The organism is Mesorhizobium sp. 2RAF21 (assembly GCF_052115345.1).
GTDB lineage: Bacteria > Pseudomonadota > Alphaproteobacteria > Rhizobiales > Rhizobiaceae > Mesorhizobium > Mesorhizobium terrae.
In genome coordinates this window covers 234097-245919 of the sequence record NZ_JBFRGM010000009.1, presented here as the reverse complement: position 1 = coordinate 245919, position 11823 = coordinate 234097, and the positions used below count along the sequence as shown (strand labels likewise).

At 59.7% G+C, this 11823-nt stretch carries 12 protein-coding genes and 4 pseudogenes; 8 read left to right on the top strand and 8 right to left on the bottom strand.

The genetic code is table 11. The annotated features are described in order from the left end of the window. Window positions 1-54: 54 nt before the first annotated feature. The 5 genes from meaB to AB4136_RS16805 are packed head-to-tail and all read right to left on the bottom strand — an operon-like array spanning window position 55 to window position 5055. Complete coding sequence (meaB, locus tag AB4136_RS16825) at window positions 55-1035, bottom strand: methylmalonyl Co-A mutase-associated GTPase MeaB (RefSeq protein ID WP_441931462.1); 981 nt, start codon at window positions 1033-1035, stop codon at window positions 55-57. Next, the gene (locus AB4136_RS16820; protein WP_441931461.1) at window positions 1035-1415 is read right to left on the bottom strand and encodes a hotdog domain-containing protein; all 381 of its coding nucleotides are present in this window, start codon (window positions 1413-1415) and stop codon (window positions 1035-1037) included. The genes meaB and AB4136_RS16820 overlap by 1 nt, the downstream gene beginning before the upstream one ends. After that, entirely contained in the window at window positions 1412-2974 is a 1563-nt protein-coding gene (locus tag AB4136_RS16815; protein ID WP_441931460.1) for a class I adenylate-forming enzyme family protein, read from the bottom strand. Before AB4136_RS16815 ends, AB4136_RS16820 begins: the two co-directional genes overlap by 4 nt. Then, a complete protein-coding gene (locus AB4136_RS16810; RefSeq protein WP_441931459.1) occupies window positions 2971-3369 on the bottom strand; it encodes a cobalamin B12-binding domain-containing protein in 399 nt (132 codons plus the stop codon). The genes AB4136_RS16815 and AB4136_RS16810 overlap by 4 nt, the downstream gene beginning before the upstream one ends. Window positions 3370-3387: 18 nt before the next feature. Then, window positions 3388-5055, bottom strand: a complete 1668-nt coding sequence (locus tag AB4136_RS16805) for an acyl-CoA mutase large subunit family protein (protein ID WP_441931458.1) — start codon at window positions 5053-5055, stop codon at window positions 3388-3390. Between the two features lie 190 nt (window positions 5056-5245). Between AB4136_RS16805 and AB4136_RS16800 the strand changes: the two genes are divergently transcribed. Continuing rightward, window positions 5246-5770 (top strand): Lrp/AsnC family transcriptional regulator, encoded by a 525-nt coding sequence (locus AB4136_RS16800; protein ID WP_441931457.1) that lies wholly within the window; start codon window positions 5246-5248, stop codon window positions 5768-5770. A 65-nt stretch (window positions 5771-5835) separates the two neighbouring features. On the opposite strand, the gene AB4136_RS16795 is transcribed toward AB4136_RS16800, so the two are convergent. After that, complete coding sequence (locus AB4136_RS16795; RefSeq protein WP_441931531.1) at window positions 5836-5946, bottom strand: short-chain fatty acyl-CoA regulator family protein; 111 nt, start codon at window positions 5944-5946, stop codon at window positions 5836-5838. A gap of 19 nt (window positions 5947-5965) precedes the next feature. Continuing rightward, window positions 5966-6721: pseudogene (locus AB4136_RS16790) on the bottom strand (helix-turn-helix domain-containing protein); the annotation flags it as partial. A gap of 66 nt (window positions 6722-6787) precedes the next feature. Here AB4136_RS16790 and AB4136_RS16785 point away from each other — a divergent pair. The 6 genes and pseudogenes from AB4136_RS16785 to AB4136_RS16760 form a co-directional block, all read left to right on the top strand. After that, window positions 6788-6928 carry a biotin transporter BioY gene (locus tag AB4136_RS16785; protein WP_441931456.1) on the top strand — a complete coding sequence of 47 codons (141 nt, stop codon included), beginning with the start codon at window positions 6788-6790 and terminating at the stop codon, window positions 6926-6928. Between the two features lie 18 nt (window positions 6929-6946). Then, on the top strand, window positions 6947-7183 hold the full coding sequence (locus tag AB4136_RS16780; protein ID WP_441931455.1) for a biotin transporter BioY: 237 nt from the start codon (window positions 6947-6949) through the stop codon (window positions 7181-7183). A gap of 66 nt (window positions 7184-7249) precedes the next feature. After that, a pseudogene (locus AB4136_RS16775) lies at window positions 7250-7471 on the top strand (carboxyl transferase domain-containing protein); the annotation flags it as partial. Continuing rightward, window positions 7463-7669 (top strand): carboxyl transferase domain-containing protein, encoded by a 207-nt coding sequence (locus AB4136_RS16770; RefSeq protein WP_441931530.1) that lies wholly within the window; start codon window positions 7463-7465, stop codon window positions 7667-7669. The pseudogene AB4136_RS16775 and the gene AB4136_RS16770, both read left to right, overlap by 9 nt. Beyond that, window positions 7627-8705, top strand: a pseudogene (locus AB4136_RS16765) (acyl-CoA carboxylase subunit beta); the annotation flags it as partial. The gene AB4136_RS16770 and the pseudogene AB4136_RS16765, both read left to right, overlap by 43 nt. 165 nt (window positions 8706-8870) lie before the next feature. Continuing rightward, window positions 8871-9476, top strand: a pseudogene (locus tag AB4136_RS16760) (cobalamin-dependent protein); the annotation flags it as partial. Between the two features lie 34 nt (window positions 9477-9510). On the opposite strand, the gene AB4136_RS16755 reads toward AB4136_RS16760, so the two are convergent. Further along, the gene (locus AB4136_RS16755; protein ID WP_441931454.1) at window positions 9511-10368 is read right to left on the bottom strand and encodes a LysR family transcriptional regulator; all 858 of its coding nucleotides are present in this window, start codon (window positions 10366-10368) and stop codon (window positions 9511-9513) included. A gap of 97 nt (window positions 10369-10465) precedes the next feature. Here AB4136_RS16755 and AB4136_RS16750 point away from each other — a divergent pair, with 97 nt between their 5' ends. Continuing rightward, window positions 10466-11803, top strand: coding sequence for an aspartate aminotransferase family protein (locus AB4136_RS16750; RefSeq protein ID WP_441931453.1), 1338 nt, complete (start codon window positions 10466-10468; stop codon window positions 11801-11803). Window positions 11804-11823 lie beyond the last annotated feature (20 nt).

The window sequence follows — 11823 nt, the reverse complement described above, 5'->3', positions numbered from 1 at the left end:
AACGCTCGCGCGCACGCGGTCAAGGGATTTTCGCAACGCCCTACAGAGGTGCGCTTACGTACCAGCGCTAACTCCAACTGCCGGCGACTTGTCGAGTTTCGAGCCCAAGAGCAGGTCCACGGCGCCATATGGATCGATCTCGCGGTTGGCGACACGCGCCACAGTTTCGTCAAATCGCCCGTCGCCCAACTGCGCGGCGAGTTGACGGAGCACTCTCTCTCGCAAGAGAGCCTCCACTTCGTTCCGATTTGCCTCAAGGACCCTGCGTTTCGCGTCGCCGCTTTCGATCGCCCACGCGCGATGTTTGGCAATTTCGACAATCAACTCGCTGATGCCCGTATTCGCGGCAGAAGACGTCTTGACCACAGGGATCTTCCAATCGAGACGCGGCGCTCCAAGGGTGAGCATCTGGGTGAAATCCTTGACCGCCCGATCCGCGCCGGGTCGGTCTGCCTTATTGACCACCAGCACATCGGCGATCTCCATGATCCCCGACTTGATCGCCTGGATGTCATCGCCGGCGCCAGGTATCGTCACGAGGCAGACGGTGTCCACGACGCGAACCACCTCGACTTCTTCCTGACCGACGCCAACCGTCTCGACGAGAATGATGTCGAAGCCCATCGCGTCGAGAACGTTCACGATACGCCTCGCGGCGCGCCCAAGTCCGCCAGAGTGGCCGCGATTGGCCACGCTACGAATGAAAACGCCCTCATCGAGGAAACGATCACGCATGCGGATACGATCTCCCAGGATCGCACCGCCGGTGAATGGGCTTGACGGATCGACCGCCACCACAGCCACGCGCGGATAGGATGCCCGGTAGGCTGCGACAAGAACCGAAACCAGCGAACTTTTGCCGGCGCCGGGCGGGCCTGTGATGCCTATGATGTGCGCATTCCCGGTATTGGCGTGCGTTGCGTTCACAATCTCCGCGGCGCCAGCATCTTCGTTTTCGACAATGGAAAGCAGACGGGCGAGGGCCCCTACATGGCCCTGCCGCGCTTTGGTGAGAAGATCGACAACCTTCGTCATCAGGCCCGCCGCTGCTTATCTAGTGGCACCACAGCAACTGCGACAGCCTTGGCCACGAGCACTGGTTCGGACAGCAGGCGCGCTCCCGAATCATTCGGATCCACAAGCTCGATCACTTTGTGAGCTGTGCACTCGAATGTACGCGAGGAGTTCCCGACTCGTGACATCTTGGCCCGGACTTCGATATAGTCACCGGCGCGCACCGCGACCAGGAACTCAGCGTTCATAGTACGCATGAGCCCCTCATCGCCGTCGTGCCTGATCAAAGCCTCGGTAACGGCGTCGCCGAAAAGTTGCAGCATTTTCGCCCCATCCACGAGGCCGCCGGCGTAGTGCCCATCGGCAGTCGCCATGCGCAGGCGAATTAGGTTCTCGGTCATGCAACTACCTCGCTTGCCTGCCTGCGCAGGAATTGTTCACGCACTGCCCTTCGGGAAATCTTCCCAATACCGGTGCGTGGCAGTTCGTCGACAAAATGCACGGCCTTCGGCGTCTTGTAGCCAGTAAGCCTAGTACGGCAGAATGCCTGCAAATCCGCCTCCGTCGCCACAAAGCCTGGATATAGAACGACAAAGGCATTCACAGCCTCGCCCCAGCGATCGTCGGGAATGCCGACGACTGCTACTTCCCGGACCGCTTCATGGCCGAGGAGCGCTGACTCAATTTCGCCTGGAACGATCCCCACGCCGCCCGACTTGATGACTTCTTTCAAACGGCCTGAAAGAACCAGGAAGCCGTCCTCGTCGAAGCGACCAATGTCGCCGGTGCGCATCCAGCCGTCTTTTATCACCAGCGCCGTTGCAGCCGGGTCCTGCCAGTAACCTGCGAACATGGTCGGCGTGCGGGCGACGATCTCGCCGGGCTCGTCTGAAGTGGAGATTTCGCCGTCTTCGCCAAGGATGCGCAGTTCGGCACTTATCATCGGTCGCCCCACGGTGCCGATCTTGGTCAATTGTTCCGAGGAACGCTGCACCGTCAGGCACAGGTGTTCAATCATACCGTAGAACTGAACGAACCGGACCCCCGGCGCTTTCTCGACCAGCCCCTTGATGACCGATGCCGGCATCGGTTCCGAGGCATAGGAGACGACGCGAAGACATTGCGGGATGACCGCCGGAGCCTGCTCCAGCAGACGGCGCAAAGTCGTCGGCACAGCATCGACATGTGTGACCTGATGCTCGCTGATTGCGTGCCAGACGCCGGGAGCATCGAATTGCGGCATGATCACGTGCGTCGCACGCATCAACGTCAGCGGGATCAGATGTTCCAGGCACGATGAGAAGAGCGGCAGGAAATGCAGCGTTCGCTCGCCATCCTGCAGTCCGAGCTCCAAGCCTATGGTCATGGCAGTGGCGTAGAGTCCGCGATGGGTATGCATCGCTCCCTTCGATCGGCCGGTTGAGCCAGAGGTGAACAGGATCAATGCCGGATCGTCCACAGAGACAGGCAAAGACTCGCTCAAGGGCTCCGCGGCAGCCAGCAGACGCGAATATGACTTGAAGTTGCTGTCAGGCGAATCATCGAGTTCGAGAACATGATCGATCCCGGCAGACTCCAATTCAGCCTTCTGCGTTCTCAGTTGGGCAGCTTGCGCCGCTCCGGCGAGCAATACCTTCGGGCGGACTTGCGTCAATGCCGCGAACGCATCTTTTGCCGTCCACCAATGATCAAGCGGAACCGCTATCGCCCCAAGGAGCGGAATCCCGAACAGCACTTCAAGGAATTCAGCTCGATTGGATGCCCAAAGGGCGACACGATCCCCGGGTTGCACACCAAGCGCGGCCAGCGTGCTTGCCAGCCGCCGCGCCCGGTCACCGACCTCGGCATAAGTCCAGGATACGTCGTCGAAGATCACCGCCACACGATTTGGATCGGAGCCCGCGGCACGTGACAATATCCCGTCAAGTCGAGACATATCGCCACCCACCGTCTTGGTCACTGCACCCCTCCCCACTCCTTAACGTACTCGATGATCTTGCTTGTCGGCGTGCCGGGACCGAAGACCTCGCCCACGCCAAACCCTTTGACGAGCGGGATGTCGCGGGGAGGCAGAATGCCTCCCATGATGACCAGCACTTCCTTGTCGGACTTTTCCCGCAACGCCTTGCAGATTTCCTCGGCGAAATGCAGATGCGATCCGGACAGGATGCTAAGGCCGAGAACGTCGGCATCTTCTTCCAGCACGGTACGTGCGATCATCTCAGTCGTCTGGAAAATACCAGTATAGATGACTTCGAAACCTGCATCGCGGAAGGCTCGCGCGATGATTTTGGCCCCACGATCATGGCCATCAAGTCCAGGTTTAGCAACAACAACGCGAAGTGGCGCTTTCATATTTTTCCCCTTTTTCGGCTAGTAAACCAGCGGTGCGTTGTACTCGCCGAACACATCCCGCATCACGTCACAAATCTCTCCCACAGTCGCGCTTGCACGGATGGCGCGCGAGACGGCAGGCATGGTGTTAATGTTGTTCTCGGCCGCATGCCGCACTTCCTTCAGGGCAGCCGAATGTTCGGCGGCGTTCCGGAGCTTGCGGATGGACTGGGTACGCTTGATCTGGCGATCACCGAGACCCGGGTCGAGCTCGAACGGCTCGAACGGCAGGTCTTCCTCGGGGTCGACGTTGACGTTCACCCCGACGATGAATTCCCGCTTGTCTTCGAGCGCCTTCTGATAGGCCGCCGAGGAGTCCGCGATCTGGCGCTGGATGAAGCCATCCTCGATGGACTCGACCATACCGCCACGGTCGATGACTTGGCGCAGCAGCGCTTCGGCCTCTTCCTCGAGACGCTGCGTCAGGTTTTCGACATAGTACGAGCCGGCAAGCGGGTCGATGATGTCGGCGACGCGGTTTTCAAGGGCCAGTATCTGCTGGGTGCGCACCGCGATCTTGATCGCGCCTTCAGACGGGATCTGATAGGCTTCGTCCTTCGAATTGGTGTGAAGGGACTGCGTACCGCCCAGGATACCCGCCAGAGCCTGAACGGCCGTACGGGCGATGTTGTTGTCCGGCTGCTGCGCCGTCAAGCTGACGCCCGCCGTCTGGCAGTGGGCACGCATCATCCAGGAACGAGGATCCTTTGCACCGACCCAATCGCGCATCATGCGCGCCCAGAGACGGCGCGACGCCCGCAGCTTGCAGATTTCCTCGAAGAAGTCGTTGTGGATGTCCCAGAAGAACGAGATACGGGGCGCCACCTGATCGACCGGAATGCCACGCTTGACAGCCTCGGTCACATAGCAATGGCCCGCGCCGAGCGTGAAGGCGAGTTCCTGAACCGCATTCGCTCCCGCTTCACGGGGGTGGTAGCCGGATACGCTCACCGGGTTGTAGCGCGGCATGGTCTTGGCCGCGTATTCCATGGTGTCGACAACCAGGCGCACAGATTCACGCGGCGGATAGATATACTCGTTCTGCGCCGTGTATTCCTTGAGGATATCGTTCTGGCAAGTGCCCGTTATCAGATTGTCGGGAACGTTTTGCCCTTTCGCCACGGCTTCGTACATGCCGATAAGAACGAACGCCGACGCATTGATGGTGTAGGACGTCGACACCTGGTCGAGCGGGATCCCGTCCATCAGGAGGCGCACATCTTCCAAGGTGTCGATCGCGACGCCGATGCGACCGATCTCCGGGACCGCGACCGGATGGTCAGAGTCGCGGCCAAGCAAAGTCGGCAGGTCAAAATCGGTCGATAGGCCGGTTTCACCGTGGTCCAGCAGATATTTGTAGCGGCCGTTCGTGTCCTCAGCCGTGCCGAAACCCGCGACCTGACGGATGGTCCACGGCCTTGCCCTGTGCATGGTGGCATGAACGCCGCGAGTAAATGGATACTCGCCGGGGAAGCCGATGTCCTTGATCGGATCGATGTCCTTCACGTCTTCAGGCGTGTAGAGATCCTCGATGGGCAGTCCGGACAGCGTTGTGAATTTTTCTTCGCGGCGCGGCAGCCTTCCAAGGCTACCAGCAAGAGTTGTGCTTTCCCATTCCGAACGCGTTTTTGATTCATTGCTGCTCATGACGGGCGACCCATTTTTGCCAGTATTGCGCGCATTTCACAGCAGGTAGGCATCATCAGCGGAGATGACGCCTGATTGCCAACTTCTGTCTTTCGCATGAATTTCCTCCAAGGGTTTGTGTATTTTTAGGCTGATGCCCGCGCATTTAGATTGCGATTTGACTCGCCAGCTAAAGATTCTTGGTCGATTAATGCGCGAGTTTGACGAAATTGAGCAATTATGGTGCGACATGTCACTTGACCGTATCGACCAGAAAATCCTTGGCATCCTTCAGGACGAAGGACGGATTACGAATCTCGAACTTGCTGAAAGGGTAGGTCTGTCGTCAGCACCGTGCCTGAGGCGCGTCAGGTCTCTCGAAGAGAGCGGTGTGATACGCAAGTATGTCGCGTTGCTGGATCCTGCCCGAATCGGATTGGGGTTCGACGTCATCGTCGAAGTGCGGCTGAAGCAGCAAACCAGAGAATTTTTCGAGCGCTTCGAGAAAAGGATCATCGATTTACACGAAGTCGTCGAATGCTGCCTGATCGCTGGTGACTGGGATTACTCCCTGAGGGTTGTATCTGCGGATCTCGAGCAATATCAGGCATTCGTGCTCGATCGCCTCATGTTCAAGGAACACGACATAGCCAGCTTTCGCACGACGATAATCATGCGGAAAGTCAAGTCGACAACGAGAATTGATGCAAGTTTGGCCAGATCTTCAGAGCGCTAGTTGTCGACCTTCAGCAGGTAGTCGCAAAAGACGCGATTTGAGCCCGACCGTGCGACTTCGAATTTTCATTCGGCAATCAGCGTGTAGGGCAAAGCCGTGCGTTTGCCGGGATCGACTTTTAGTTTCCGCTTTAGCGGCGGCACTGCCCGTTGCGGGCAATTGGTCCGTTCGCAGATACGACAGGAGATGCCGATGGAAATCAGCCTCGCGCGCTACTCTCGTGACCTCTTGCTCCGCTTCCATTTTGGCGATCTGGAAAGCAGTCTGGAAGTTGCGCGTCGCCGGCGGTGAATAGGGGATTGAGGAAAAGCAATTTCGACCTGGCGTCGAAGCGCGGGATGATGTCCTCGTCGACGCCGGATGGAGCCATGCGCACGTGGTATCGAGCCTCGAGGTGTTCGGCGAGTGCCGCGCCGGTCTCCCGCTCGCCGATGCCGATATCCGCGGCCAGCCGTTCAGCCGCGACATCGAGCTGATCAACGTAGTTGTCGACGAAGTGAAAGAAGTCGCGCACTTCCTCATATGGCGTCGGCTCGGCGAACGAGGTGGCGCGTCCGAGCTTGTCGTCGAAGCTGGCAAGCTGCTCGCTGTTTCGGCGATAAGCCTGGTGGCAGGCAATCAGGGCACGGGCAAAACCCGGAGCGTTCTGGGAGATCAGCTTCAATTCCTGGAGGTTGGGCTCATAGCTGTCGAAGACGGGGTCGGCCAGCGCTTCGGTGACAGCCGACAGCAGCCGGTCGTCGTCCCGAGCGAAATGGCGCCGATGTCGATCTGGAAATTTTCGGCCAACGCCAGAAGCACGGCGGCCGAAACCGGGCGCTGGTTGTTCTCGATTTGGTTTAGATAGCTGGCCGAGATGCCAATGCGCTCCGCGAACACGGACTGAGTGGCCCGGTGAGAGTCACGAATCTCGCGGATCTTGCGTCCAACATAGAGCTTTCGTGTAGCCATTGGGGGAGTGCCTCCGTATTCGCAAATTCGCAATTGCAATATTCAAAGTGTTGCGGGAGCGACGCCATGACCCTTTCGGCGAAGAACACGGTTCCCGTCTATCCGGTTCCGCTGACCATGCAGACCTTCGCCGTCATCGGCCTTGGGCTGGCGCTCGGACCGGGGCGCGCCGGGGCCGCTGTCCTGTTCTATCTCGCCTGCCGTTAGTTGTGGTTGCAGGATGGCTTGCCATGTGCGGCTGGGATAGAAGCCCGGTCTCCGCCATGGCCGGGGCCCCTGCTGGCCGGTGCCATCATCTATGTGCCGGGGCTGCTGTGGCTCGGCAGCGTCATTGGCTTCGACAAGCCGGTTCTTCAATACGGCTTCATCCCGTTCATCCCCGGCGATATCATCAAGGCGCTGCTGGCGGCGCTCGTCTTTCCTGTCGCCGGGAAATGGCTCTATGCGCGGAGCGGCCGTTGATGCGCGCCGTTCTCGAACAGCTTGAAGCGCGTCGGGGCGAGGCGGGTCTCGGCGGCGGCCAGAAGCGTCACGGGCTGGGGCACGATCAATGGCCGTCTGGTCTATGTCTTTTCGCAGGATTTTACAGTCCTGGGCGGCTCGCTGTCGGAGACCCACGCGCAGAAGATCTGCAAGATCATGGACATGGCGGTGCGCAACGGCGCGCCCGTGATCGGTTTGAATGATTCAGGCGGCGCGCGCATCCAGGAGGGTGTCGCATCGCTCGCCGGCTATGCTGACGTGTTCAAACGCATCGACGCGCAGCACGCCAAGGGCAAGCTGACGGCACGCGAACGCCTCGACGTGCTCCTCGATGAAGGTTCGTTCGAGGAATACGATATGTACGTCACCCATCGCGCAGTCGATTTCGGCATGTCCGACCAGAAGGTGGCGGGGGACGGTGTCGCAATGTCGATGCGTCCGGCGTGGTGCCGCAGATCTCGGTGATCATGGGGCCATGTGCCGGCGGGGCGGTCTATTCGCCGGCCATGACCGATTTCATCTTTATGGTGCGCGACAGTTCCTACATGTTCGTGACGGGTCCCGATGTAGTGAAGACCGTCACCAACGAGATCGTCACCGCCGAGGAACTCGGCGGCGCGCGTACCCACACGCAGAAATCGTCGGTGGCCGACGCTACTTTCGACAACGATATCGAGACGCTGGAGGAGGTGCGCCGGCTGTTCGATTTCCTGCCGCTCAACAACCGCGAGAAGCCGCCGGTGCGACCGTTCCACGACGATCCCAACCGTATCGAGATGCGGCTCGACACGCTGGTTCCCGACAGCCCGCAAAGCCCTACGACATGATGGAACTGATACTGGCGATCGCCGACGAGGGCGATTTCTTCGAAATCCAGGCGGCCTTCGCGAAAAACATGATCACCGGCTTCCTGCGCCTCGAAGGCCAGATAGTCGGTGTGGTGGCAAACCAGCCCATGGTGCTTGCTGGCTGCCTCGACATCGATTCCTCGCGCAAGGCGGCGCGCTTCTGCGATGCCTTCTCGATCCCGATCCTGACACTTGTCGACGTGCCCGGTTTCCTGCCGGGTACGTCACAGGAATTTGGTGGGGTCATCAAGCACGGGGCGAAGCTTCTGTTCGCCTAAAGCCAGGCCACTTGTGCCGATGGTCACGCTGATCACGCGCAAGGCCTATGGCGGCGCCTATGACGTCATGGCCTCCAAACACATTGGTGCTGATGTCAACTACGCCTGGCCAACCGCCGAGATCGCCGTCATGGGCGCCAAGGGCGCGACCGAAATCCTGTACCGCTCCGAGCTTGGCGACAAGGACAAGATAGTGGCCCGCACCAAAGACGATGAGCAACGCTTCGCCAATCCCTTCGTGGCGGCCGAACGCGGCTTCATCGACGAGGTGATCATGCCGCATTCCTCGCGCAAGCGCATCGCCCGCGCTTTCGCTGCGCTCCGCGGCAAGATGGTCGATACGCGCTGGAAAAGCACGACACCATCCCCCTGTAGAGGTGAAACGATGTGCAATCACGTGTGGTGCGGTAAACACGCTTACGCGACGCCAAGACAGCTCTCCGATCTCATCGGTGGACCGGAAGGGTTGGTCTGGCTGGAGCACGTCGGGGAAATGGACTGGTGCCTTTGCAGCATCGACATACTGGAAACCCTGAATCGGGCAATATCCTCGAAGCTGCGGTCGAAGCGGCACGTGCCCGCGCAACCGTGGGAGAAATTTCCGACGTGATGCGCAAGGCCTTTGGCGATCATACAGCGATTCCCGAGGTGGTCAGGAAAGTCTATGGCAAGGCTTATGACCACGAGCCGGAGTTCAAGACGCTGGTTTCGCGCCTCGAAGACTTCTCGGCCTCGCTTGGCACCAAGCCGAACATCATGATTGCCAAGCTCGGCCAGGATGGCCATGATCGCGGCGCCAAGATCATCGCGTCCGCCTTTGGCGATCTCGGCTTCGATGTAACCGCCGGCCCACTATTCCAGACGCCTGACGAGGCGGCTGAGATGGCCATTGCGTCAAAGGTGCAAGTCGTCGGCGTGTCGTCGCTGGCCGCCGGCCACAAGACTCTCTTGCCGCAGCTGATCGATAGGCTGAAGGCCAGGGGCGGCGTAAACATCATCGTCGTTTGCGGCGGTGTGGTGCCGCGCCAAGACTATGATTTCCTGCTGGCGAACGGTGTGGCTGCAGTATTCGGGCCGGGCACCAATGTGCTCGACGCAGCGCGTGCAATTATCGATCTCCTGGAAGGCAAACGGCGAAACTTATGAGCCTGGAAGACCTGCCGGCGGACAGGAGCGGGCTCTACAGCGCAGGTAGCACATATCGGATGTGATTGGCGAACGCCTTTACCGCAGGAGATTGCTCAGATTCGGCAAAAGCGACCACAACCCCGAGACCTGGTAGCTGGGGAAGCGGTGCGTTTAGAATATGGAGATCTGCCGGGACGGCTTCTTGGGTCATCACGCTTATCGCCAGGCCAGACCGCGCGACAGCGATCAACCCGGCAAGACTGTTGCTCGCATATGATATTTTGTAGCGCAGTCCGGCACGGGCCATGGCGTCGCATGCGGCTCTATGGTCCATGGCATTCGATGCCGGCAGGGCTAAAGGCACAATATCGCCGAAATCGTGCAGCTCCAAGGTCGGCTTGCTGCCCACCCACACGAGCGGCTCCGTCCGCACGAAATCCTGCGAATCGCTTGCTTTCAGAATTGAAACAAGCGCCAGGTCGATCTGGCGCGCGTGCAGAAGCGTGCGCAATTCAACCGTCGGTGCCGAAACGACCTTGATCTCGACATCGGGATATAAGGTTCCGAAGCCCTTCAAAAGTGCGGGAAAGAACGCGCTCAGATAATCTTCGGGGCTGCCGAAAACCATCGAACCGTGCAAGCCCTTGTCCGAGAGCGCCGAAATCGCTTCGTCATGGATTTTGAGAATGCGCTCGGCATAGGTCAGGAAGCGCTCTCCACTGCCGGTGAGCCGGACCCCGCTGCCGCTTCGATGGAACAGACTTTGGCCGAGGGCTTCCTCGAGTCGCTGTATCTGCATGGTCACGGCAGACTGCGTGCGTCCGACCTGTACCGCCGTCGCGCTGAGGGTTCCCGAATGGGCGGCACGAACGAATGTTGCCAGCAGCCTGAGATCAAGGGGCGCCTGCATATCAATTCCTCTGATATCCGGATCCGAAAACTATCAATTTTACTGCACCTGCGCCAGCCGCTAATTGTCCTGCTGAACGCTTTGGTGGAGCTGTGAGATGTCAAAAAACTTGGATCGTGGGTTTTGGGCTTCGGCGGAGAAGCATCTCATACGATATGGCGGCAGATTCGAACCCGCCATCATCGAGCGCGCCGAAGGCTCATTCGTCTACGATGCGGACGATAGACCCATTCTCGACTTCACGTCTGGGCAGATGAGCGCACTGCTCGGACATGCTCACCCGAAGATCGTTTCGACGGTTAGCCGGCAAGTCGAAAAGGTTGCCCACCTCTTCAGCGGCATGCTGTCCCGCCCAGTGGTCGATCTTGCGGAACGCCTGGCGGCGCTGGCGCCTGGTCTAGACAGGTCGTTGTTGCTGTCGACCGGCGCCGAATCGAATGAAGCGGCCATCCGGATGGCGAAGCTGGTGACCGGCAGGCACGAGATCGTCGCCTTTTCGAAGAGCTGGCACGGCATGACCGGTGCCGCCGCATCGGCGACCTATAGTGCTGGCCGCAAGGGCTATGGCCCTGCCGCGGTCGGATCCCTTGCAATCCCTGCGCCCAACAATTTCCGGCCGCGCTTCAAGCATGCCGACGGCTCTCTGGACTGGCGCACGGAACTGAACGATGCGTTCAACCTGATCGACAGCCAGTCGATGGGAAGCTTAGCGGCCTTCATTGCCGAGCCGATCTTGTCGAGCGGCGGCATACTGGAGCTGCCGCGAGGCTATCTGGCAGCACTCAAACAGAAGTGCCGCGAGCGTGGAATGCTGCTTATCCTGGACGAGGCGCAGACTGGCATTGGCCGCACTGGCGATATGTTCGCCTTTCAGAGGGACGGCGTCACGCCGGACATACTGACCCTGTCCAAGACTCTCGGCGCTGGCCTTCCTCTATCGGCCGTCATGACAACGGCCGAGATTGAAGAGACGGCGCACGACAAGGGTTTCCTGTTCTACACCACACATGTTTCCGATCCGCTGCCGGCGGCCGTGGGCCTCGCCGTGCTCGATGTGGTCGAGGAGGAAAGGCTCGTCGAACGGGCGCGGTATCTGGGCGCGAGATTGTTCGACGGACTGTCGAGGCTGAAGCAGCGATACGAATGCGTCGGTGACGTGCGCGGGCGTGGCCTGATGCTTGGGGTCGAGATCGTCAAGAATGGCGAGCGCAGGGATCCAGACCACGAGCTTGGCGCCAGAATCGCGACGGAAGCACTCAGACGCGGCCTGAGCATGAACATCGTCAAGCTTGCCGGGATGGGCGGAGTGTTCCGCATAGCCCCTCCCCTGACAATCTCCGAGGAGGAACTGGATCTCGGCTTGAGGATCATTTCCGAGTCGATCGAATCCGGGCTTGCAGCGACCGCTGGCCCTTCCAGTATCGCTGCAGAGTGAAGGGCGCTCGGACCAATGAC

Coding starts and splice junctions, on each gene's coding strand:
- AB4136_RS16785 (WP_441931456.1), top strand. CDS start 6,788: ATGACCCTTTCGGCGAAGAACACGGTTCCCGTCTATCCGGTTCCGCTG.
- AB4136_RS16750 (WP_441931453.1), top strand. CDS start 10,466: ATGTCAAAAAACTTGGATCGTGGGTTTTGGGCTTCGGCGGAGAAGCAT.
- AB4136_RS16820 (WP_441931461.1), bottom strand. CDS start 1,415: ATGACCGAGAACCTAATTCGCCTGCGCATGGCGACTGCCGATGGGCAC.
- AB4136_RS16800 (WP_441931457.1), top strand. CDS start 5,246: ATGCGCGAGTTTGACGAAATTGAGCAATTATGGTGCGACATGTCACTT.
- AB4136_RS16810 (WP_441931459.1), bottom strand. CDS start 3,369: ATGAAAGCGCCACTTCGCGTTGTTGTTGCTAAACCTGGACTTGATGGC.
- AB4136_RS16755 (WP_441931454.1), bottom strand. CDS start 10,368: ATGCAGGCGCCCCTTGATCTCAGGCTGCTGGCAACATTCGTTCGTGCC.
- AB4136_RS16805 (WP_441931458.1), bottom strand. CDS start 5,055: ATGAGCAGCAATGAATCAAAAACGCGTTCGGAATGGGAAAGCACAACT.
- meaB (WP_441931462.1), bottom strand. CDS start 1,035: ATGACGAAGGTTGTCGATCTTCTCACCAAAGCGCGGCAGGGCCATGTA.